Here is a 22535-nt window from a genome sequence, read left to right on the forward strand (position 1 = left end):
TCGTGGTCAGCGCGGCGGCTGCAGGTGCTCGCGGTAGCTCGACACGACGCCCTGCAGGTAGCGGACGATGACCTCGCGCTCGCCTTCATCGAACTCCTGGGCAACCGAGTCGATGTCCATGATCATCGGCGCGAGCAGGCCGCGAGCCTTCGCCGTCGACCCCTCGTCGGGCACGACGAGCACACCGCGACGGTCGCTGGGGTTCGGCTCCCGGCGCACATGCCCCGCCTTCACGAGCCGATCGACCACGACGGTCACCGCGGCAGTCGTGATGCCCAGCCTCCGAGCTATGTCGGACGGCGTGAGATGACCCGACGAGATGAGGTGCTGCATGGCGACCAGATCGGTGTGATTCACGTCGAGTTCCTTCGCGACGACCACCTCGTACTCGTCCGAGATCGTGAGGATCTCGCGCAGCAGCGCCGTCGACTCATGGACGCGCGGAAACGCGCGACCCCGCTCATCCCCGGATTGCATGACATCCATCCTAACGCTAAGTTAGCTAAGCAAATTGATTACTAGTGGATTTAGGCGGTTCGACCATGGGCGGGATCATCCGATTCATCACCGGCAAGGCGAGTGGTGCGATCGTCATCGCCGTCTTCGTCGCCCTCAGCGGCCTCGCGTTCTTCTGGGGCTCGGGCGAGAGCGGAGACGTGGCACCGGCGGGCGACCTGCCCGCATCTGCCGAGTCGGCGAAGGTGGAGGAGGCGCTCGCATCCTTCGAGACCGAGGACAGCTCGGCCGCGCTGTTCGTGTTCCATCGTGAGGGTGAGGCGCTCACGCCCGACGACCTCGCCGCCGTCGCCGCGGCCAGCCCCGGCATCGCCGAAGCGGCCGGAGTCGAGGCCCTGCCGCCCGCCTTCCCGGCCGAAGACGGCGAGGCCATGATCCTCACGGTGCCCCTGGACGCCACGAGCGACGTGGAAGCGCAGTCCGCGCGGGCCGAAGCGCTCCGCGCCGCAGCGGCAGACGGACTCCCAGATGGTCTGGTCCCGGTCATGACCGGGCCCGAGGGCTTCGCCGTCGACATCGCAGCCGTCTTCGAGGGCGCCAACTTCACGCTGCTCACCGTCACCGTGCTCGTCGTGGCCTTCCTCCTCATCGTCACCTACCGCAGCCCGGTGCTCTGGCTCATCCCGCTCTCCGTCGTCGGTCTCGCCGACGGCGTCGCGGGGATCGTCTCGACCCGCATCGTTGGCGCCTTCGATCTGACGATGGATGCATCGATCAAGGGCATCCTGTCAGTGCTCGTCTTCGGCGCTGGCACGAACTACGCCCTCCTTCTCATCGCCAGGTACCGCGACGAGCTCCGCGTCTCGGAAGACCGGCGCGAGGCCATGGCAACGGCGCTTCGCGGAGCCGGTCCCGCCATCATCGCCAGCGGTGGCACTGTCGCGCTGAGCCTGGCGACGCTGCTCTTCGCCTCGCTCGGCGGCAACGTCGTGCTCGGCCTGGCCTGCGCCATCGGAGTGGTCGTGGCGATGGCCTTCGCGCTCGCGCTCCTGCCAGCGACGCTCGTGCTGTTCCCCCGAGGGATCTTCTGGCCGGTGGTGCCTCGAGTCGGCGACGACCAGCACGGCAAGGGGTTCTGGTTCAAGCTCGGCACGGGCGTCTCGAAGCGTCCGGCCGTCGTGGCTGGAGCAGGAATCGTCGTGCTCATCGCGCTCGCGGCCATCGCGCCGAGCATCAAGGTCGGCCTCGCGCAGACGGAGCGCTTCACGTCGACACCGGAGGCGGTCGTCGGTCAGGAGCTGCTCAACGACCACTTCCCCGACCTGGCTGGAGCCCCCGCGATCGTCGTCTCGAAGGCTGACCAGGCGGAGGCGGTGGCGCAGCGAGCTGCTGAGATCGACGGCGTCGCGTCGGCGGCGGTGGGCGATACCAATGGAACTCTGACGCGCATCGACGTCGCCCTCTCGTCTCCTGCGGAGACCGAGGAAGCGCTCGCCACGGTTGAACGGTTGCGCGCCGAGCTGTCACAGGTCGACGGGGCGAAGGCCATCGTGGGAGGGCTCGACGCGCAGGCGCTTGACGAGCAGGCCGCCCAGGACCGCGACCAGCTCCTGCTGTTCCCGTTGATCCTCGCCGTCGTCTTCGTCGTGCTCCTGCTGCTGCTGCGCTCTCTGGTGGCGCCGATTCTGCTCCTGCTGACCGTCGTCGGCTCATTCTTCGCCTCAGTTGGGGCGAGCTGGCTCCTGTTCACCAACGTCTTCGGCTTCCCGGCCCTCGACACGTCCGTGCTGCTGTTCAGCTTCCTGTTCCTCGTCGCCCTCGGTGTCGACTACAACATCTTCCTCGTGACGAGGGCACGCGAGGAGGCCGCGAAGCACGGCACGAGGGATGGCATGATCCGCTCCCTGTCGGCGACGGGCGGGGTTATCACGAGCGCCGGGATCCTGCTGGCCGCGGTCTTCGCCGCGCTCGGTGTGCTGCCGCTCATCACGCTCACCCAGATCGGCATCATCGTCTGCGTCGGTGTCCTGCTCGACACCCTGCTGGTGCGCACGGTGATCGTGCCCGCGCTTGCGTTCCTGACTGGGGACCGCTTCTGGTGGCCGAGCAAGGGGCCCCTCGGCGGCAGGCACCCGGCTCACGCGAAACCGGCGCACGCCGCTTCGGCGCGGGATGCATCGGTGCATGAGGGATCCAGCCCGTCCGAACCGGCGCACGCCAAGCCGTAGGAGTTGTCCGGGTCGCCGCCAGCTCTCCGGGTGGCGACCTACGATGGTCGCCATGCAGGAGCTCTCGCATGCGGTCGACACGTACCTGCGTTCGCTGCGCGCCGAGCGCGGGTTGTCCCCTCGGACGGTCCAGGCGTATGCCAGCGATCTGAGTCTGCTGCTCGACTCGTGCGAGCACCAGGGTGTGGATGCCTTGGACGGGCTCACGTTGGAGGTCTTCCGCGACGTGTTGTGGCAGCAGACGCAGGCGGGCAAGGCTGCGTCGAGCCTTGCTCGGATGGCGGCCTCGTTCCGGGGGTTCACGTCATGGCTCGAGGAGACGGGCCGCGGTGCGGACTCTGCTCGTCGCCTGAAGAGCCCGAAGGCTGGCTCGACTCTGCCTCGGGTGGTGTCGGCAGAGGGGATGCGGGGCATCCTCGATGCGCTCGCGGATCGCGCGTCGAGCGGTGACCCTGTTGAGGTGCGTGACCTCGCGATCATCGAGCTGCTCTACGCGTCCGGCATCCGCGTCTCGGAGTGCTGTTCGCTGGACGTCGGCGCCGTCGATCTCGGTCGGCGGGTCGTCAGGGTCGTCGGGAAGGGGGACAAGGAGCGTGTTGTCCCCTTCGGTGCTCACGCCGCGAAGGCGATCGATGGGTGGCTCTCGTCTGGTCGACCGTTGCTGGAGCAGCCTCAGTCTGGCGGGGCCCTGTTCTTGGGTGTGCGCGGTGGGCGAATGGATGCTCGCACGGTGTACGCCCTCTCCCGGGAGGTGCTCGGGGCCGCGCCCGGCGGGGGGCCGTCTGGCCCGCACACGTTCCGACACACGGCGGCGACACATCTGCTTGACGGGGGAGCCGACCTGCGGGCCGTGCAGGAGATCCTCGGTCACTCTGATCTCGGGACGACGCAGATCTACACGCACGTCTCGGCCGATCGGCTGAGGGCGTCGTACGTGCAGGCGCATCCACGAGCCTGAACGGCCGGACCGGTGCTGCGCGTGCTCAGATGATGATGTCGTTCGCGTTCGCGTTCGCGTCCGCGTCCGAGTCTGGGGCAGTCGTCTGGCGCCTTCGTCTGCGTTCGCATCCGTGTCCGTGTCCGTGTCCGCGTCTGCGTCTGCATCTGCGGCTGACGTTCGCGTCCGCAGGTTCTGGTGTTCGAGAGGGCGAGGGGGGCATGCGCGGAGCCGCGACGGCTGGGGTCGTCCGTCGCGGCGCGCATGCGCGGGTGTGTCTCTCATTCTGGGTGTGGCGCCTCCCTTCCCGGGCTGGGCCCGCGGTCTGCTCGCTTGGCTGGCGTGGGCTGGGGCCTTCGAGCGCGTCCGTTCGGCAGTGCTCGTGAGGGGTGTCAGGCCTGGCGTCGTCGGCTCAGGAATCCCCAGGCCAGGGCGAGCGTGCCGATGACAAGTGCACCACCGCCGAGGAGGAGCGGCCAGCTCACGGCCGTTGCCCCGGTCTGGGCGAGTGCCTCCGGCTGGGGGCTCGTCGGCGTTGTCGGTCCTGCAACCGCCGTGCCCGCTGTGCCCGCCGGCGTGGGCGTGGGCGTGGACGTGGAAGGGGTGTTCGGCGGTACTGCCGTCGATGTCGATGTCGATGTCGATGTCGATGTCGATGTTGCACTCGCTGTCGGGATCTGCGAAGTGCTTGGGCCAACGGTCGCCGCGATGGGTGTGCTCGGCGGTGTGCGCGCGTCTGTGGTGGTCTGAGGTGCGGGCGTCGTGCTGGGTGCTGGGGTCTGCGTGTCGGGTGCTGGCGGCTTCGCCGTCGCCGTCGGCGTCGGCGTCGGAGCCTGCGTGGGTGGTGCCGTCACAGACGGCGTTGGGCTCGGGATGCGCGGGGGAGCGGCCGTGCGCGTCGGGGTCGGGGTCGGGGTCGGCGTCGCTGTCGCTGTCGCTGTCGCTGTCGCTGTCGGTGTCGGTGTCGGTGTCAGGGCTGGCGTCGGCACTCGGGGCACGCGGTCCTGGCCCACTACGGTGAACTCGCCGGGGACCGTGCCTCCGCTGCTCCCGAGCAGTTGCGCGCCCGGGGTGTGCAGCAGCAGGATCTTCGCGGCCCATGGTTCCGACGGCGCGGTGACCTTCGCCGTCGCGCTGACCGTGACAGGGCCCCGCTCGAAGCCGGCGGGCACGACCATGATCGGTGATGCTTCCCCGACGGTGAGCGTCGCGGTGTCGGTTGCCGTGGACGCGAAGGTCGCGCCTGAGAGCACCACCGTGCCGGTGGCGCCCGAGAGGTCTGATGACAGCGTGACGGTGCCCTTCTTGGCATCGGCGGCGTCGGTGGTGAACTGCAGGCTCCCCGAGTGGTTCGCGAGGACTCGCGCTCCGACCTTCGTCGCCCCCTCGCGGATGGTCGCGAGCGTGCTGCTGACCTCGCCCCTCCGGTCCGCGGGTACTCGTCCGAGGTAGTGCTCGTCTCCGCTCGTCCCGTGGCTGGCGTAGCTGTCCGGGGCGGCGAGCGACCAGACGAACATCGCGACGGCGCTCGTCACGACGGGGTCAGCGGATTGCCCGTGCGTGGAGATCGCCCAGTTCACCCGCGCGGTGCTGTCATCGCTCATCTGGAATTGCTGGCCGTCCACCACATCGCCTTTCGTGGTCTCGTCAAGCGGGCGTGGGAGCCACGGCTGCAGGCAGTACACGTTGCGTCCCTCGAAGCTGTAGGCGCCGATCCGGCCCTGCCCGCCGTTCTGAACGTCGTCGAAGCCCGGGCCGTAGCCCGCCGCGCTTGCGGACTGCGCCCCGGAGAAGAGGAGGAAGGTCGCGGCCATCGCGAGCATGGCGATTCCCGCTCCGGCTCGCGACAGGCGGGCCAGGAGGCCGCGCGCAGTTCGATGTCGGCCTGGGGAAGTGCCGTCCGCTGTTCGTGAGCGGCGTCGAGGAAGGAGAGACATGTGGTGCCTTTCTGGTGGAGATGGTGTGGTCACCGGCTGTTCACCGGTAGAGGGGGAGCAGGACTGCGGCCCTCGGGCGGAGGGCGTCGAAGTACGGCGCGGGGTCGAGGTAGGCGCCCTCCTGGCGCAGCCCCACGTGCAGTGCGCCCTCCGGCGTATGTCGGTGATCGGGACTGAGCGTGCCGATGCGCTGCCCGGCCAGGACCGGAGCCCCCGGGTGGAGGTCGGAGACGACCGGCTCGTAGCTCGTCAGCGCTCCATCGGCATGCTGGATCGAGAGCACCGGGCGGTCGACGACGAAGCCGCTGAACCTGACGACCCCTGCCGCCGGGGCGACGACCTCGCTCCCGGGTTCGGCGGCGATGTCGATGCCGCGGTGACCGGGGCCATACGGGGTGTCGAGTGCAAACGGGCGCGTGACCTGGGGTGAGGCCTCGACGGGCCACCGCCACCCGCCCGGCTCGCCCGAGACGTGCGGTGCCGTCATCAGGTTCGTGCTGCCGATGAGAACCGTGATGAACAGCACTCGGAGGATCCGGGCCCTGCGGGTGGTGATCTGTCGGAGCGGCGATGGGCGGTGCATGCAGTCATGGTGCTTGCCCACGAAGCAGCTCGACGGGTGAGGTCAGCTGCCTGTGGACGACACCTGTCCCCAGGCGCGGGAACAACGGAGTCGAGCGTGCCCCGCTGTTCCGCGCGACACTCCGCGTGTGTAGACTGTGCCCAGCAGCCCGCCCAGCGGGCTGACTTCGCGTGCCCATCGAGGCGTGCATCCATCGGTCTCTCGCATTGCGGTGTGAGAGCGGATGCGCGTTGGGTACCAGGCTGTGCGGCCGCCGGTCGCAGAGAACAACCGCGCGCAGCAATGCGCATTCCACAAGGGAGAACGACCATGGCAGTCGTCACCATTCGCCAGCTGCTCGACAGCGGCGTCCACTTCGGGCACCAGACCCGTCGCTGGAACCCGAAGATGAAGCGCTTCATCTTCACCGAGCGCAGCGGCATCTACATCATCGACCTCCAGCAGTCGCTGGGTTACATCGATGCTGCATTCGACTTCGTCAAGGAGACGGTCGCCCACGGCGGCACCATCCTCTTCGTCGGCACGAAGAAGCAGGCACAGGAGTCGATCTCCGAGCAGGCGACGCGCGTGGGCCAGCCCTACGTGAACCAGCGCTGGCTCGGTGGCCTCCTCACCAACTTCGGCACCGTCCAGAAGCGCCTCAACCGTCTCAAGGAGCTCGACCTCGTCGACTTCGACGACACGACCCGCGGCTTCACCAAGAAGGAACTCCTCATCCAGCGTCGCGAGCGTGACAAGCTCGAGAAGTCGCTCGGTGGTATCCGCAACCTCTCGAAGACGCCTTCGGCGCTCTGGGTTGTCGACACCAAGAAGGAGCACCTCGCGATCGACGAGGCCAAGAAGCTCGGCATCCCCGTCATCGCGATCCTCGACACGAACTGCGACCCGGACGACGTCAACTACCCGATCCCGGGCAACGACGACGCCATCCGCTCCGTTGCACTGCTCACGCGAATCATCGCTGACGCCGCAGCTGAGGGCCTGATCCAGCGCCACCAGAAGCCGACCGAGGGCCAGACCGAGGTCGAGCCGCTCGCAGAGTGGGAGAGCGACCTGCTGCAGGGCGACGCTCCTGCCGCTGAGGCCGTCGTCGAGGCACCTGCCGAAGCCGCTGAGGCCGAGGCAGCAGCTGAGCCCGCAGAGGCAACCGAGGCCGCTGAAGCGGTCGAGGCTGTCGAAGCCGTCGAAGAGTCCAAGTAACTTCAAGCACTAGGGAGAACCCCACACATGGCTAACTTCACCCTCGCTGATGTCAAGGAGCTGCGCGAGCAGCTCGGTACTGGCATGGTCGACACGAAGAAGGCGCTCGAAGAGGCCGACGGCGACAAGGAAAAGGCCGTCGAGATCCTCCGCCTCAAGGGTGCGAAGGGCAACGCGAAGCGCGCTGACCGCTCCACCAGTGAAGGCCTCGTCGCCGCGAAGGACAACGGAAACGGCACCGCGACGCTCATCGAGCTCGCAACCGAGACCGACTTCGTGGCGAAGGGCGACAAGTTCATCGCCCTCTCCGAGAAGGTGCTCGATGCTGTGGCCGCCGCTGGCGCGTCGACCCTCGAGGAGGCGCTCGCCGCCCCCGTCGACGGGACGACCGTCAAGGAGACCATCGACGGCGTCGCTGCGATCCTCGGCGAGAAGATGGAGCTCCGCAAGGTGGCCCTCCTCAAGGGAGCCAACTTCGAGATCTACCTGCACCGCACCTCGCAGGACCTGCCACCGCAGGTCGGCGTCGTCGTGGCGTACGAGGGCGACGACGCGGCTACGGCTCGCGGCATCGCTCAGCACATCGCGATGTTCGACCCGCAGTACCTCACTCGTGAGGACGTTCCTGCCGAGGCAATCGACAAGGAGCGGGTCATCGTCGAGGAGATCTCGCGGAGCGAGGGCAAGCCTGAGGCCGCTCTTCCGAAGATCATCGAAGGTCGCCTGACCGGCTTCTTCAAGCAGATCGTGCTCCTCGAGCAGGACTACGCTCGCGACAACAAGCAGACCGTGAAGAAGATCGCTGACGCCGCAAACGTCAACGTCGTCGACTTCGGTCGCATTCGCGTCGGCGCGTAACGCCAGACGTTCACGAATTCGGGGCCGGATGCAGCAGCATCCGGCCCCGTTTCGCGTCTCCGACCACCGGCGGAGGCGCCCGCCTGAGACGTGCGCCCGCTCGGCACAAGGTAGGCTCGTGGACGATCAGCGACCCCCACAAGGAGCACACATGTCACCACAGGCCCCGCGCAGACGCGTTCTCCTCAAGCTCTCTGGCGAAGCGTTCGGTGCAGGCAAGATGGGTGTTGATCCCGAGGTGCTCACGAGCATCTCCAAGGAGATCGCCGCTGCCGCACGCGACGTGGAAGTCGCCATCGTCGTCGGCGGCGGGAACTTCTTCCGCGGAGCTCAGCTCGCCAACGCCGGCATGGACCGCGCACGAGCCGACTACATGGGCATGCTCGGCACCGTCATGAACGCCCTCGCGCTGCAGGACTTCATCGAGCAGGCAGGAACCCCGGCCCGCGTCCAGTCGGCGATCGAGATGCGCCAGGTCGCAGAACCGTACATCCCGCTGCGCTCGAAGCGCCACATGGAGAAGGGTCGCGTCGTCATCTTCGGTGCGGGTGCGGGCCTCCCGTACTTCTCCACCGACACGGTTGCCGCTCAGCGCGCCCTGGAGGTCGGCGCAGACGTGGTGCTGGTTGCGAAGAACGGCGTCGACGGCGTCTACACCGCCGACCCGCGACGCGACGAGACCGCGGAGCTCCTCCACTCGGTCACCTACCAGGATGCGCTCCAGCGCGGCCTCAAGGTCGTCGACTCCACGGCCTTCAGCCTCTGCATGGACAACGGCATGGACATGCGAGTGTTCGGCATGAGCCCCGAGGGCAACATCGCCCGCGCGATCCTGGGCGAGGACATCGGAACGCTCGTCACGTCGAGCCTCGACTAGCCGCCGCCCGCCAGACACCGTCACCCCGCGACAATTTCGTCAGCGCGCCGCGCCCTCGCGCGTAGCGTGCGCATCCCGCCACCTCGGTAGAATGATGCAGAACGCCCTGGAAAGGACACCCCGTGATCAACGACGTGCTCACCGAGACCAAAGACAAGATGGCGAAGGCTGTCGACCACGCGAAGGAAGACTTCTCCACGGTGCGGACGGGGCGTGCGAACCCGCAGCTCTTCACGAAGATCCCCGTCGACTACTACGGAACGGCCACGCCGCTCGAGCAGCTCGCGTCCATCGCGGTGCCCGAGGCCCGTGTGCTGGTCATCACGCCCTACGACAAGTCGGCGCTGAAGGAGATCGAGAAGGCGATCGTCTCCCGCCCGAACCTCGGCGTGACGCCGAGCAACGACGGCAACCTCATCCGCGTCGTCATGCCGGAGCTCACGGCGGACCGTCGCAAGGAGTACGTGAAGCTGGTGCAGACGAAGGCGGAGGAAGCTCGCGTCGCTGTCCGCAACATCCGTCGCAAGGCGAAGACCGACCTCGAAGCTCTCAAGGATGAGGTCGGCGAAGACGACATCACTCGCGGCGAGAAGGAACTCGAGACGTTCACGAAGGCGCACATCGACCGCATCGACGAGGCTTCCAAGCACAAGGAAGCCGAGCTCCTCGAGGTCTAATCACTCGTGTCGACGACTGGGAGTGACGGGGTGGACCCCGGCGAACGTCCGGACCCGGAGGTCCGGGACTCGGCGACGGAGCCCGAAGCGCATGACACGTCAAGCGCCTTCGGTCCGGCGGCCGGTGAGGGCAACGCGGAGCCCGTCGTCGGGGACCCGATGGCATCTCGTGAGCTCCCCACCCTCTCTGACGGCGAGCTGGCCCCGCCGCTGGCGCCGCTCCGCTCCCAGTCTCGGCTCGGTGACACCGGCGCGAACATCCTCCACGACCTGGAGTCGAGGGCCCAGAACGCGCGCACGCAGGTGCGAGAGCAACGCGACAAGCTGCGCGCGCGCAATGACGCGATCAACGCCCGCAGCGGGCGCAACCTGGCCTTCGCCGTGCTGTTCGGGGTGGTGCTCGGCGCGCTGCTGCTGTCGAGCCTGATCTTCATCAAAGAGCTCTTCATCCCGTTCGCGATCGCCATGGTCGTCTTCGCGACGATCGAGCTGGCGAGCGCGATGCGCGGAGCAGGACGTGACGTGCCGCGCATCCCGCTCGTGGCCGCGGCGGTCGCCATCATCCCCGCCGCCTACTTCCTCGAGGTCGTCGGGCAATGGATCGCGCTGCTGGTCGGCGTGTTCGTCGTCACCGTGTGGCGGCTCGTCGAAGCCTCCGTCTCCAAGGACCGCCCGCCCCGGAAAGCGGTCTGGGCTGATTTCCTCGCCGCGGCGCTGATCCTCATCTACGTCTCGTACCTGGGCTCGTTCACGGTGCTCCTGACAGCTCAGGAAGACGGCCAATGGTGGGTGCTCGGCTTCCTCATCATCGTCGTGGCGGTCGACGTCGGCGCGTACGTCTTCGGGCTCAACTTCGGCAAGCACAAGCTCGCGCCGAAGATCAGCCCCGGGAAGACCTGGGAGGGCTTCGCGGGTGCGGCGCTGACGTCCGTGGTCGTCGGCATCCTCGTGAGCCTGTTCCTCCTCGACCAGCAATGGTGGTTCGGCCTCATCATGGGCCCGCTGCTGCTGATCACCGCGACCGCCGGAGATCTCACGGAGTCGATGATCAAGCGCGACCTGAAGATCAAGGACATGAGCTCCTGGCTGCCGGGTCACGGTGGGTTCTTCGACCGCATCGACTCGATCCTGCCATCGGGTGCCATGGCGTTCGCCCTCTATTTCTGGAGCGCCGACTCGACGCTCTGGTAGTGCCCCGCCGGGGAGCCTGCGCCATGTTCGCTCACGATGCGGCAGAATGGTCGGCGTGAGCAGCACTTCATTCCCTCTGGCACCTCGTGGCACCCTCGGCTACGACGCCGAAGAGGTCGACCGTGCATTCCGCGTCGCTCGGCAGCGCTACGACAACTTCGACAACGGCACGCAGGGCAAACGCCTGTCCACGAGCAGCATCCGCCACACGGCGTTCACGATGCGCAAGGGCGGGTATTCCGCTCCGCACGTGGATGCGGCGCTCGAGCGCCTCGAAGACGCGGTCGCCATTCGCGAGCGTGATGAGCACATAGAGCGTGTCGGCCGCGAGGTCTTCCTCCGCGAGACCAAGACGACGGCCCGCGCGGTGCTGGCGCGACTCCGCCGTGAGGATGGTGAGCGCTTCGATCGCGTCTCCGTTCTGCAGCGTGGGTACGATGTCAAGGAGGTCGACGAGTTCTCTGGTCGGCTCGCCGACTTCCTGCGTGGCGGCACGGCGATGTCGCTGCGCGAGGTCAGGGGAGTGGCGTTCACTCCGAAGCGCCACGGCTACAAGGAGACGCAGGTCGACCTCCTCATCGACGCCGTCATCGACGTCATGCTGGCGATTCGTTAGGACCCCCTCGCACCTCCAGTTGGCCTGAGCGTTGTCAAATCGTGACCTTCCCGTTACGATTGCCGGGTCCCCTTGACCCGTCGGATGGAGCTCCATGCCGGAAGCCACTGCAACGCGCGGAGAGCGGGCGCGCCAGCGCCGTCAGCAACGCGCGAAGCGCCGCGCCGCGATCTTCGGGTCCGCGGCCCTCGGCGTCGTCGCAGTAGGGGCCATCGCGGTGACGACGCTCACGGGCGCCGGTGCCACCGCCTCGGCGGATGCCTCCATCGGTCCGAACCTGCAGGAGCTCTCGCAGGAGCAGGCCCAGGCGTACGCGGTCCTGGCCGTCTCAGGCGAGGCGTCCCAGGGGGCCACCATCGACGACCGGGGCTCGGGAGTCAGCATCGACGTCGTGCCGACGGATCCCGCGTCGCTCAAGAAGATCACCGAGGAGATGGTCAAGTCCCAGTACGGCTGGGGCCCCGACCAGATGTCCTGCCTCGACAAGCTCTGGATGAAGGAATCCGGCTGGAACTACCTGGCCGAGAACACCGAATCCGGTGCCTACGGCATCCCCCAGTCCTGGCCCGCTGAGAAGCTCGCCACCATGGGTGCCGACTGGAAGACGAACCCGATCACGCAGATCAAGTGGGGGATCGACTACATCGACCGAGCGTGGGGCACCCCCTGCGCAGCCTGGAACCAGCACAACGGCTCCTACTGAGTCCTGGGGTGCCGCTCGGCTTGGCCGGAGCACCGCCGCAGTTGAAGACCGCGCACACGCGAACCACCTGGGAGTACCCGCATGACCACGACAGATATCCGCACCGGCTCAACCCGGGCCTCTCGACCCGCCGGTCTCCGCCCTCGCATCGGCGCTCGTGTTGTCGTGCCGACCCTGGCTGGGCTCGCGATCGCGGCCCTCGCCGTGACCGCGACGGTGCAGCTTGGCGCTCAGAACGATGGCGAGAGCGGGGTGCTCTCCGTTGCATCCGTCGACGAGCTCACCGTGGCGGGCGCACAGGGGTACGCCGTGAGTCTTGTCTCCGCAGTCGATGAGGCGAAGGCCTCCGAGGCCCGCACAAGCGACATCGCGAGCATCGTCGTGACCACGCCGACACCGACCCCCACGCCGGAGCCAGAGCCGGAGCCAGCTCCTGCACCCAAGGCGCCGTCGCCGAACACCAGCTCGTCCGGCGGCAGCTCGTACGAAGAGGCGAACGTCTCTTCCGACCCGAGCGTGGATGCGACGCTTGCCCGCATCGCCCAGTGCGAGTCCGGCGGCAACCCGGCCGCGGTGAACCCAGCCGGCTACTACGGTCTCTACCAGTTCTCGATCCCGACCTGGCAGTCCGTTGGCGGGACAGGCCTCCCATCTGAGGCCTCCGTCGAAGAGCAGACGATGCGCGCGAAGATGCTGCAGGCCAAGGCCGGCTGGGGTCAGTGGAGCTGCTACTAGGCCGTTCTCAGGCATCCCAAGGCTGCTGCCTTGGTGCATCTCGGGCGAGAGCGACCGGGCGGCTGCCGTCGCTTTCGTTGCCATTCCGTAACCATTCCGTTATCCTCGGTGAGTCCCTAGTTCCAACCCCGGGAGATCAATGACCACGTTGCAGCGAACCGGCTCGACGCGAGCAGCGCGTCCGACAGCCGCACGACGCTCACGGGCGAAGATCATCGTCCCCATCGCAGCCAGCACCGCAGTTGGCGCGCTGGCGCTCACCGCCGTCCTGCAGGCTGGCGTCGCCGGAGGCGCGTCACCGGCGCTGGCGATCGCGCCGAGCGTCGCGGATCTCACCGCGGCGGGTGCCCAGGGGTATCAGGTCAGCCTCGTCTCCGCAGTCGAGGCTCAGGACGAAGAAGCAGTTGCTGACGAGGGCGCCGCAGCCCCGAGCGCTGAACCGCGCAGCAACGACCTGGCCGGCATCGTCGTGACCACGCCGACGCCGACACCGACTCCCACCCCGACGCCAACGGAAGAGGAGTCCAGCTCCTCGTCGTCGTCCTCCTCCTCCTCCTCGTCTTCGTACAGCAGCCCCGACTACGTGGCACCGGATCCCGGCACTTCGAAGGCCGTCGCCGCCGACATCGTCGCGTCGATGGGCTGGGGCACCGGCGAGTTCGCGTGCCTCGAGAAGCTGTGGCAGCGCGAGTCCGGCTGGAACGCCGCCGCCGAGAACCCGTCATCCGGCGCCTACGGCATCCCGCAGTCACTGCCTGGCAGCAAGATGGCCACCCACGGATCCGACTGGCGCACCAACCCCGCGACGCAGATCCGCTGGGGCATCGACTACATCAAGGGCCGCTACGGCACCCCGTGCGGCGCCTGGGCGCATTCGGAAGCCAACAACTGGTACTGAGACGCCTGGCGCTCCGCGCGCACAGCAGACGACGCCGCGTGACCTCCGGGTCACGCGGCGTTGTCTGTCGGTCCAGTGCGGGCGGACTTCCTAGAATGGTCGGCATGCCCCGCTCGAACCGCTCCCGCCGCCAAGGCGGGGAATCCTCGTCTCGAGCGAGGGGCGGCCGGGCGGCGAAGCGCCAGCAGGCTGCCGCGGATCGCGCCACAGGAGCAGCCGACGAGCTCGAGCACCTGCGCGACGGGTGGCGGCGAACCGAGGTGCGTCGGGGTGTCCCGTACACCGTGCAGCCGATCTCCGCGGTGCGAGCCGTCAAGGACTACGTCTGCCCCGGATGCCCGAATCCTGTCGAGGCCGGCGTCGCGCACGTCGTCGTCTGGCGCGCCGAGGGCATCCTGGGCGACGAGCATGCGCTGGCGGCCCGGCGTCACTGGCACAACCACTGTTGGAGGATGGCGTGACTGAAGCACCGAAGACCCCTATGGAAGCCACGACGGTCGAGATCAAGAGCGGCACGGAGCTTCCCGCACGCCGCGAGGAGATCGAGCTGCGCACGAGCGACGGCCTCACGCTGGTCGGCGAGCTGGCACTGCCACTCGAGCGGGAGCCCGTCGCCACGCTGGTCACCCTGCATCCGCTGCCCACCGCCGGCGGGTTCATGGACTCGCACGTGCTCCGCAAGGCGTCCCTTCGACTCCCCGCCCAGGCCGACCTCGCCGTGCTCCGCTTCAACACGCGCGGCACCACGTCGCCTCGCGGCACGAGCGACGGGGAGTTCGGCGATGGCGAGACGGAGCGTGCTGACGTGGAGGCGGCGATGGCGTTCGTCCGCGAGCGTGGGCTGCCGAACCCGTGGCTCGTCGGCTGGTCCTTCGGCACTGAGCTGGCGCTCAAGCACGGGCACGAGCACCCCGATGTCCAAGGGCTCATCCTGCTCTCCCCGCCCCTGCGCCGCACGAGCCAGGACGAGCTGGACCGCTGGGCGGATGCGACCATTCCAGTCGTGCTCGTCGTCCCAGAACATGACGACTTCCTCAAACCAGATGAGGCGGCGGAGCGCATTGCGCACCTTCCCAACCTGGAGCTGGTGCCCGTCGACGAGGGTCGGCACCTCTGGGTGGGGGAGAAGCAGACGAAGCGCGTGCTGACGGAGATCGTGCGGCGCACGAACCCTGCTGCCCTTCCGCTCACCTCGTCGTGGACGCCCGGCGAGTGATGCGCGTCACGATGCGGTGCATGAAGCCGAGCTTGACCTCGGTTGGAGCGTTCAGCACAAACGGGTACAGGTCGTTCTGACCCATCGCCCGGCTGGAGCGGTTGAGCAGGAGCGACACCTCGTGCCAGTCGGCGAGCACCCGCTCGATGGGCTCCTCCGTGTAGTCGATGAGGGGCGTCGTCGACGGCTGCAGGTGCACGTTCGACGCGGCCGCCGTCCACAGCGAGCCGAGGATGTGCAGGTAGTGCGCGAAGGTCTCCGCGAAGTCCTCCCAGGGGTGCATCGTCGCGTACTCCGAGATGTACGAGGCCGACCAGCCCTCTGGGGCTCCCAACCGGTAGTGGCGGTCGAGCGCCTCACGGTAGCTCGCTCGCTCGTCGCCGAACAGCTCGCGGCACTCGGACAGCAGCACCTCGTCGTCGTCGAGCAGGATCGACTGGTAGTAGTGCCCGATCTCATGCCGGAAGTGGCCCAGCAGCGTCCGGTACGGCTCACCGAGACGCACGCGGAGTGCCTCACGGTGCGCATCCAGCGTCTCGGCCAGGTCGATCGTGATGATGCCGTTCGCGTGCCCGATCGTGACGCGCTGACCTGAGCTTCGGCTCGAGAGCAGGTCGAAGCCGAGGCCGCCGTCGTGGTCCGCGTAGCTCTCGATGGGCAGCCGGAGGTGCAGGCACTGCGCGAGCAGTCGCCGCCGGTCCGCATCCGCTTCGGCAAGCTTCTCGAGCGCAAGCGTGTCGTCGAATGCGGGGCGCTTGCGCACGAGGCGGCACGACAGGCACGACGACGTGGCGATGCCGTCTTCCACGAGCCAGTTGCACTTCCAGTCCCGGTTGCCGCAGGACCGCCAGAGCCTGCCGTCGACGAGCACGGCACCGCCACTCACGTCGACGAAGGCCTGGGTCTCGTCGTGGAACGCGAGCGGCGTCGCGCAGGCGGCGCACGCGAGCGACTCGAGCATCACGAGCGACGCGCAACGGGGGCACTTGATGCTCAGCACGCCTCGAATCATAGGGCCACGAGGAGCCGTTGCCGCGACGAGCTCTCGAACTCGCCGACGGAGCTATCGCTCGTTCTGCGCGGGGATCCAGACCTGTTTGACGATGAGGAGGATCGCGGCGGCGATGGGGATGGCCACGAGGGCGCCGAGGAGGCCGAGGAGTGTGCCGCCCGTGAGCGCGGCGATGACCACGATCGCGCCGGGGACCTGCACGGCTGAGCTCATGATGCGCGGGCTGATGAGGTAGGCCTCGACCTGCATGTAGACGACGTAGTAGATGGCCGCCATCCACCAGACGCTGCTGTCGACCGGCAGGAGCGCCAACTGGAGCAGCACGATGATGATCGACGCCGAGAGCGTGCCGACGAGCGGGATGAGGGAGCCGAGGAACGCGATGACCGCGAACACGGCGGGCATCGAAGCGCCGATGATCGACAGGAACGTGAAGGAGAGGATGCCGTTCGCGAGGCCCAGCGCCAGCTGACCGAGCACGAACTTTCCGACGGACGCGGTGATCTGCTCGGTCAGCTCGGCCGTGCGTGCTCGGCGGGAGGCGGGAAGCAGCTGGTAGAAGCCACGCTTGATGCTGTTCATGCTCGAGACGAAGTAGAGCATGAGGATGAAGACGATGAGCACGCCGAAGAAGGCGTTCACGATCCCGAAGCCGACCTCGAGCACGCCGCCGCCGATGGTGGCGAGGTTGTTGCGCAGCCATTCGAGCGCGTCGGTGACGAACTCCTGCGCCTGCAGGTCAGGGAAGCGCTCGTCGACCCACTCGATGACGTTGGAGCCGGCGAGGTCGTTCACGATGGACGAGTAGCGGACCGAGAGCTGCTCGACCTGCGTCGAGATGCTCGGTATGAGTGCCCAGACGACCAGCCCCAGTGCGATCGCGGCGCCGCCGAGGGATGAGATGATCGCGGCCCATCTCGGCCACCGGTGGCGCTCGAGGAAGGCGATGATCGGCTCGAAGCCGAGCGCGAGGAACAGCGCGGCACCGATGTACGTGAGGATCGTGCTCAGTGAGGCGATCATCCCGCCGAGTACCAGCGCTACGAGGACGCCGATCGTGGCGATGAAGCCGAGCCTGAACGGATTCTCGATGCGCATGCGGTGTTCCCCCTGATCGGATCCCGGCCGGAGACCGGGATCCGATTCTAGACGCGCGGTGCCGCCTCAGTTCGCGCCGCGCGGGTCAGCGCTGGCGGGGTGCGCCACGCTTCTGGCCGGCGTTCTGTCCACGGTTCTGGCCGCCGGACTGGGTGGCAACCGGGGCCTCTTGCTTGGTGGGCTCGTCCGTCGACGCATCGGCTTCGTTCGGCTCCGACTCCGACTGCGCTCCGCCGCTGGACAGGGCGAACGCGTGAGCCTCCGCACCGGCTGCGTCTTCACTCGAGGCCGGGGCTTCATCCGCCGACTCTGACGGGCGCTTCGTGATCTGCTCGTCCGCCTCCGGCAGGCTGAAATCGGTGCGAGAGAACGCCCGCTTGAGCTGATCCAGGTAGCTCTGCACCTGGTCGCGCTCCTCGCGGAGCTCGGAGAGGCGCTGCTCGGCATTGTCGAGCAGGCTCTTCGTGTGCTGCTCCACCTCGGTGTTGCGCTCGCGAGCCTGCTTGTTGCTGGTCTCGAGGAGATCGGCTGCCTTGCGTTCCGCCTGGTCCTGCGTCTCCTGCGCTCGGCGGCGTGCATCGGCCATGATCTTGCCCGCCTCGCGTCGGACCTGCTCGCTGCGCTGGTTCAGATCGGCCAGCTGCTCGGTGGCATCGTCGATGAGCTTCTTCGCGGCCGCCTCCGCCTTCCGGCCAGCTGCGACGAGCTGCTGCTCGAACGCGTTGCGGCGCTTGGAGAGCTCGACATCGAGCTCCGTGCGCTTCGCGTTGAGCTCCCGCACAGAGCCCTCGCGGAGTGCATCGATCTCACCCTTCGCGAGCTGCCGCGCGGCTTCCTGCTCGTGCTCCATCTGGGTGCGCCGAGCGGCGGCCTCGCGCTCGAAGTCGGCTCGCACCTTGTCCATCTCGCGCTGGCGCTCGGAGAGTCGAGCCGCGGACTCGGCGATCTCGTTCTCGACAGCCTGGCGCTTGGTCGCGAGCTCCTCCTCGACGGACGCGCGCAGCGCGCTGATCTCGAGGTCGGTGGAGTGCCGCAGCTCACGGAGCTCGGTCGTGACCTGGTCCTTGACGGTCTCGATCTCACGCTCCTGGTTGGTGCGGGTGAGGTCGGCCTCCTGCTTGGCGTTCTCGAGAAGGCTGTCGGCTTCCGAGCGAGAGTCGCTCAAGACGCGAGACGCCCGCACATCGGCCTCCCGCGTGACGCGCTCTGCGTAGTCGTTCGCCTCCTGGTGGATGCGCGCAGCGTTTCGGTGGGCCTCGCTCAGGATCTTGTCCGCTTCGCGCTGGGCTTCGGCGGTGAGCTTCTGGGCCTGCTGCTCGGCCGTCGCGAGCGTGCCGGCGAGCTTCGTGCCGAGCCCGGAGTAGGTGGGGTTGCCGACCTCGTTGAGCTCCGTCTCGAGCTGCTTGATCCGGGTGCGCATGGCCGCGATCTCGCGACTCGCGCCGGAATCCTGGTTCCCGGCCTGGGCGAGCTGGGTGCGCAGCGACCTGATGACCTCGTCGACCTCTTCGCGGTTGTAACCGCGCATCGCTGTATTGAAGTTGATGTCGTCGAATGCCAAGAACGCCTCCGCGTGAGTCAGGTTGCGAGTGCGCGACCACCGCGTGCGCACATCGTGAAGTCTAGACGGCGGGTGGGAGACGCAGCTTGATGAGGCACAGAATGGCGGTGGGAACCCGCGTGAAAAGTTCGGGGTTCGCTCTCCGCGAGACCCGACTTTGGCCCTTTTCCCGGCCGACACCGGCGTATTCCAGGGGAAGCGCGGGCATGGTGCGTTAGATTGAGGGGTCGAGAGTCGCCATGAACCTCATGGACGACGACGGCACCCTCGCGAGAGGAGCACGTCGAGCGCACAAACGATGCACGGCGCAATCACTCGAGAAGGAGTCACTCAGTGAGATTCATCCTAGCCGCGATCGCATTCCTCGGAAGTGCGGCGCTGCTCGTCGTCGGCTGGCTGCAGGTCACGGAAGCGAGGGCTGCCGACTCGGTCGTGGCGACCGGAACGGTGTCCCAGGAGTCGCCGTTGCTCGTCATCCCGAGCGACACGCTCATCGAGCACGCCGGGACGCAGTCCATCACGATCAGCGGAGACGGACCCATCCGCGTCGCGATCGGTCGCCAGGCTGACATCGCTGGCTGGGTCGGCACGACCCAGCACGAGATCGTCACGCTCGACGACACGAGCGGCGCGCTGGTCTTCACCCCGGGCGAGGCATCGGCTGACGAGACGACGGCACCGAACATCCTCGGCAATGACCTGTGGTTCCAGGAGTACGAGGGTGATGGTGAACTCAAGCTGGAGCAGACCCTGCCGGTCGGCTTCGCGCTCCTCGTCCAGTCCGACGGCGAGTCGCCCGCGCCGAGCCAGGTGTCCATCTCCTGGCCGCTCGACGGCCGCGCGCCCATGGCCGGTCCGCTCCTGCTCGGCGGTGGGGTGCTCCTGCTGATCTCCCTCGGTCTCCTGCTCTGGGCGTTGTTGAGCATGCGCCGCCGCTCCAAGCCCCAGCGCCAGACTCACGACGTGCTCGAACCGGAGGCCTCGACGGATGCTCCCGCGGTTGGGGAGGCCGCCACGACACCGGCGTTCGCGTTCGGGCGTTCGGCTCCCAGCGCCGACGACGGACTCGATGCCGTGGATGTGGACCCGGTCGAGCAATCGCAGGGCGTGGTCGCGGCCTCGGTCAGGCTCTCCGAGGGCACCCAGCCGGAGCCCGCGGACATGAACTCCCGCGCAGGCGCACCAGACGAGCAGCCTGTCCATGCATGGGCCCCTCCCGCGGCTGCGGATGAGCACTCGCGGCAGACAGACGCACCGGCCTTCCCCTCGTTCCGGGCTCCGAGCGCAGAAGCGCCCGTTCCTGCCTCCGCACCTGCGGCCGAGGGAACGCCAGCGGCCGTCGACGACCCGTTCAGCTGGAGCGCCCCATCCACGTCCTCCGAACCTGAAGCTGAAACTGTCGACGCAGCTCCGCTCGCCCAGGCCGACGCCCACGCCGAACCGGCACCCGCGGCTGCGCCGACGGACGAGGACCGACCTGATCCCTCCACGAAGGATGACGGGGACAAGCGCGACGACGACTCCTCGGATGCCGGAGAGCCGCCATCGGGTGACGCGTCCGGGCCGAGCCCTGAGGCCCCTGCAGCTGGCACGCCGGCCGCAGAGCCCCAGCAGTGGCGCCGGCCCCGCGGGCGGGACCGCAGCCAGGCCCCGAAGCGCCTCTTCAGGCTCATCCCGGTGCTGCTCGTCGGGTCGATCGCACTCACCGGATGCTCGGCCGACTTCTGGCCGGAGCAGTTCGGCGGATCCACGAGCGCACCGACGACTCCGACCCCGACCTCATCCATCGACCAGGCGCTGCTCACCGAGGGCGAAGCCCTCCCGGCCGTCAACTCGCAGCAGCTCGCCGAGATTCTCGACGATGCTGCGCGCCTCGCCCAGGAGGGCGACGCTGCGAACAACCCGGACGGGCTGAAGCCGCGCTTCACGCAGGCCGCCTACCAGGAGCGAGCAGCCGAGTACCAGGCGAAGGCGGCCGACAACGCCCTCCCGGGGCCCGTCGCGTTCCCCACGGGCGAGGTCGTCTACGCCGTCCCGCAGGCGTCAGACTCGTGGCCGAAGTCGATCTTCGTGGTTCGCGAAGCCGGGGGAGAGACCCCGACGGCACCGTTCGGGATCATGCTGACGCAGTCGAGCGCCCGCGACACCTACAAGGTCGCCTCCATCGTGCAGCTCACCCCCGATGTCACGCTCCCGGAAGCCGCTCCGGCCGAGATCGGCGCCCCAGGCATCGACGGACTCGAGCAGCCGCTCGTCATCGCACCGGAAGAGCTCGCCGGGGCCTACGCGGACGTCATCAGCAACGGTGACGGCTCGCAGTTCGCCGCGTTGTTCTCTCCCGACGGCGACTCGCTGCGCACGCAGATCTCCGAGGCTCGGGCGGCGGTCTCCGGCGAGATCGACGCGAACGCCGCACGCATCGAGTTCCAGACGCGGCAGACCGACGACCCGCCCTTCGGCGTGCAGACGCTCGACGGCGGAGCGATCGTCGCCGTCTCGATCGAGGAGGTCGAGAAGCTGAGCGCGCGTACCCAGCTCGCGACCCTCAGCGTGCAGGGGCGCACCGCGGCCCTCGCAGGCGCCAGCTCGTCATCGCTGGGATTCGAGACCCTCTACACGAACCAGCTCATGTTCTACGTGCCGTCTGAAGCGACAGGCGGCGCAATCCAATTGCTCGGCTTCGCCAACACCATGACCGGCGCACGCCAGCTCAACGCGAACGAGGTTACCTATGGCTGAAACCCCACCGCTCAACCCAGCAAGTCTCTACGGAGCAGTTGATCTCTCCTCGCTCGTGCAGCGCGCGAGCACCCCGGCCGGCCAGACCCCGCAAACCCCGGCAGGCGGGGCACCAGGCCAGGCCGCCGCACCCGCCGCCGGAGAGCCCGTTGCGACCCTGCCGGACGTCGTGGTCGACGCCGACGAGCAGACGCTCGAGCAGTTCATGCAGCTCTCGCAGTTCCTGCCCGTCATCGTCGAGATGCACGCGGCCTGGTCCAGCGATGCGCAGGCGCTCTCGCCGGTGCTCGCCAACATCGTCCGCGGGGCAGAAGGTCGGGTCGTGCTCGTGCGCGTCGACCTGGATGCTCACCCGCAGCTCGGTCAGCAGCCGCAGGTCATCGCCATCATCGGCGGTCGCCCGCTGCAGCTGTTCTCCGGCAACCCGCCTGAGGAGCAGATCACCCAGATCGTCGGCGAGATCCTGCAGGTCGCAGCCCAGCAGGGCCTGACCGGCCATGTCGCCGTGGATGGGACGCCCCAGGACGAGGCGGAGGCGCAGGAGCCTGCCGCCCCGCCGCTGCCGCCGCTGCACGCGGAGGCCTTCGAGGCGCTCGAGCGCGGAGACTACGCGGCCGCCGTGGACGCCTACGAGCGCGCTCTCGCTGAGCGCCCCGCCGACGACGAGGCTCGAGCTGGTCTCGCGCAGGTTCAGCTCCTCGTGCGCCTCCAGGGCAAGACCCTCGAGGAGATCCGGCAGCGCGCGGCAGCCGCGCCCTACGACCTCGACGCGCAGCTGGACGTCGCCGACCTCGACCTGTCCGGTGGCCACATCGACGACGCGTTCGATCGCCTCCTCACGCTGTTCCCGAAGCTCGACGCCGAGGGCAAGACGGCCGTTCGCGAGCGCCTCCTCGACCTGTTCCTGGTCGTCGGTGTCGCCGACCCGCGCGTCGGCGCGGCACGTGCAAGGCTCACGAACCTGCTGTTCTGACGTCGCGGTGCGACGACGACGAGGCCCGGATGCGATCAGA

Annotated in this window: 21 protein-coding genes; 15 read left to right on the forward strand and 6 right to left on the reverse strand. The window is 68.2% G+C overall.

Annotated features, from left to right (window positions below):
• Positions 1–6: 6 nt before the first annotated feature.
• Complete coding sequence (locus tag C5B97_RS06635) at positions 7–477, reverse strand: MarR family winged helix-turn-helix transcriptional regulator (RefSeq protein WP_104253194.1); 471 nt, start codon at positions 475–477, stop codon at positions 7–9.
• Positions 478–542: 65 nt separating this feature from the next.
• On the opposite strand from C5B97_RS06635, the gene C5B97_RS06640 reads away from it, so the two are divergent.
• Complete coding sequence (locus C5B97_RS06640; RefSeq protein WP_104311343.1) at positions 543–2684, forward strand: MMPL family transporter; 2142 nt, start codon at positions 543–545, stop codon at positions 2682–2684.
• Positions 2685–2736: 52 nt separating this feature from the next.
• Positions 2737–3642, forward strand: a complete 906-nt coding sequence (locus C5B97_RS06645) for a tyrosine recombinase XerC (RefSeq protein WP_104311344.1) — start codon at positions 2737–2739, stop codon at positions 3640–3642.
• Positions 3643–4013: 371 nt separating this feature from the next.
• On the opposite strand, the gene C5B97_RS06650 is transcribed toward C5B97_RS06645, so the two are convergent.
• Together C5B97_RS06650 and C5B97_RS06655 are read right to left on the reverse strand one after the other, a co-directional pair.
• Entirely contained in the window at positions 4014–5444 is a 1431-nt protein-coding gene (locus C5B97_RS06650) for a hypothetical protein (protein ID WP_104311345.1), read from the reverse strand.
• 154 nt (positions 5445–5598) lie between these two features.
• A complete protein-coding gene (locus C5B97_RS06655) occupies positions 5599–6141 on the reverse strand; it encodes a murein hydrolase activator EnvC (protein ID WP_104311546.1) in 543 nt (180 codons plus the stop codon).
• Positions 6142–6450: 309 nt separating this feature from the next.
• Between C5B97_RS06655 and rpsB the strand changes: the two genes are divergently transcribed.
• The 11 genes from rpsB to C5B97_RS06710 all read left to right on the forward strand — a co-directional run bounded on the left by rpsB (position 6451) and on the right by C5B97_RS06710 (position 15112).
• On the forward strand, positions 6451–7341 hold the full coding sequence (gene rpsB, locus C5B97_RS06660) for a 30S ribosomal protein S2 (RefSeq protein ID WP_104311346.1): 891 nt from the start codon (positions 6451–6453) through the stop codon (positions 7339–7341).
• A 27-nt stretch (positions 7342–7368) separates the two neighbouring features.
• Entirely contained in the window at positions 7369–8199 is an 831-nt protein-coding gene (gene tsf / locus C5B97_RS06665) for a translation elongation factor Ts (RefSeq protein ID WP_104311347.1), read from the forward strand.
• 151 nt (positions 8200–8350) lie between these two features.
• Positions 8351–9076: a UMP kinase gene (pyrH, locus tag C5B97_RS06670; protein ID WP_104253188.1), complete on the forward strand. Its 726-nt coding sequence runs from the start codon at positions 8351–8353 to the stop codon at positions 9074–9076.
• A 122-nt stretch (positions 9077–9198) separates the two neighbouring features.
• Positions 9199–9753 (forward strand): ribosome recycling factor, encoded by a 555-nt coding sequence (gene frr / locus C5B97_RS06675; RefSeq protein ID WP_104253187.1) that lies wholly within the window; start codon positions 9199–9201, stop codon positions 9751–9753.
• A 30-nt stretch (positions 9754–9783) separates the two neighbouring features.
• On the forward strand, positions 9784–10944 hold the full coding sequence (locus tag C5B97_RS06680) for a phosphatidate cytidylyltransferase (RefSeq protein ID WP_258068052.1): 1161 nt from the start codon (positions 9784–9786) through the stop codon (positions 10942–10944).
• Positions 10945–10999: 55 nt separating this feature from the next.
• On the forward strand, positions 11000–11560 hold the full coding sequence (locus tag C5B97_RS06685; RefSeq protein ID WP_244296327.1) for a DivIVA domain-containing protein: 561 nt from the start codon (positions 11000–11002) through the stop codon (positions 11558–11560).
• Positions 11561–11654: 94 nt separating this feature from the next.
• Positions 11655–12263 (forward strand): hypothetical protein, encoded by a 609-nt coding sequence (locus tag C5B97_RS06690; protein WP_104311348.1) that lies wholly within the window; start codon positions 11655–11657, stop codon positions 12261–12263.
• 81 nt (positions 12264–12344) lie between these two features.
• Positions 12345–12998 carry a transglycosylase family protein gene (locus tag C5B97_RS06695; protein ID WP_104311349.1) on the forward strand — a complete coding sequence of 218 codons (654 nt, stop codon included), beginning with the start codon at positions 12345–12347 and terminating at the stop codon, positions 12996–12998.
• A gap of 139 nt (positions 12999–13137) precedes the next feature.
• Positions 13138–13896, forward strand: coding sequence for a lytic transglycosylase domain-containing protein (locus C5B97_RS18075; protein ID WP_208851884.1), 759 nt, complete (start codon positions 13138–13140; stop codon positions 13894–13896).
• Positions 13897–14000: 104 nt separating this feature from the next.
• Entirely contained in the window at positions 14001–14357 is a 357-nt protein-coding gene (locus C5B97_RS18195; protein WP_249312497.1) for a hypothetical protein, read from the forward strand.
• Between the two features lie 20 nt (positions 14358–14377).
• Entirely contained in the window at positions 14378–15112 is a 735-nt protein-coding gene (locus C5B97_RS06710) for an alpha/beta hydrolase (RefSeq protein ID WP_104311350.1), read from the forward strand.
• On the opposite strand, the gene C5B97_RS06715 is transcribed toward C5B97_RS06710, so the two are convergent.
• The 3 genes from C5B97_RS06715 to C5B97_RS06725 form a co-directional block, all read right to left on the reverse strand.
• Complete coding sequence (locus C5B97_RS06715; RefSeq protein WP_258068053.1) at positions 15084–16112, reverse strand: putative zinc-binding metallopeptidase; 1029 nt, start codon at positions 16110–16112, stop codon at positions 15084–15086. The two genes, C5B97_RS06710 and C5B97_RS06715, sit on opposite strands and share 29 nt — an antisense overlap.
• A 63-nt stretch (positions 16113–16175) precedes the next feature.
• Entirely contained in the window at positions 16176–17222 is a 1047-nt protein-coding gene (locus C5B97_RS06720) for an AI-2E family transporter (RefSeq protein ID WP_104311352.1), read from the reverse strand.
• An 85-nt stretch (positions 17223–17307) separates the two neighbouring features.
• Positions 17308–18783, reverse strand: coding sequence for a DivIVA domain-containing protein (locus C5B97_RS06725; protein WP_104311353.1), 1476 nt, complete (start codon positions 18781–18783; stop codon positions 17308–17310).
• Positions 18784–19116: 333 nt separating this feature from the next.
• Between C5B97_RS06725 and C5B97_RS06730 the strand changes: the two genes are divergently transcribed.
• Entirely contained in the window at positions 19117–21522 is a 2406-nt protein-coding gene (locus C5B97_RS06730; RefSeq protein ID WP_104311354.1) for a hypothetical protein, read from the forward strand.
• Entirely contained in the window at positions 21515–22495 is a 981-nt protein-coding gene (locus C5B97_RS06735) for a tetratricopeptide repeat protein (protein ID WP_104311355.1), read from the forward strand. The genes C5B97_RS06730 and C5B97_RS06735 overlap by 8 nt, the downstream gene beginning before the upstream one ends.
• Positions 22496–22535 lie beyond the last annotated feature (40 nt).

It is taken from the genome of Pseudoclavibacter sp. RFBB5 (assembly GCF_002931555.1).
Classification (GTDB): Bacteria; Actinomycetota; Actinomycetes; order Actinomycetales; family Microbacteriaceae; genus Pseudoclavibacter.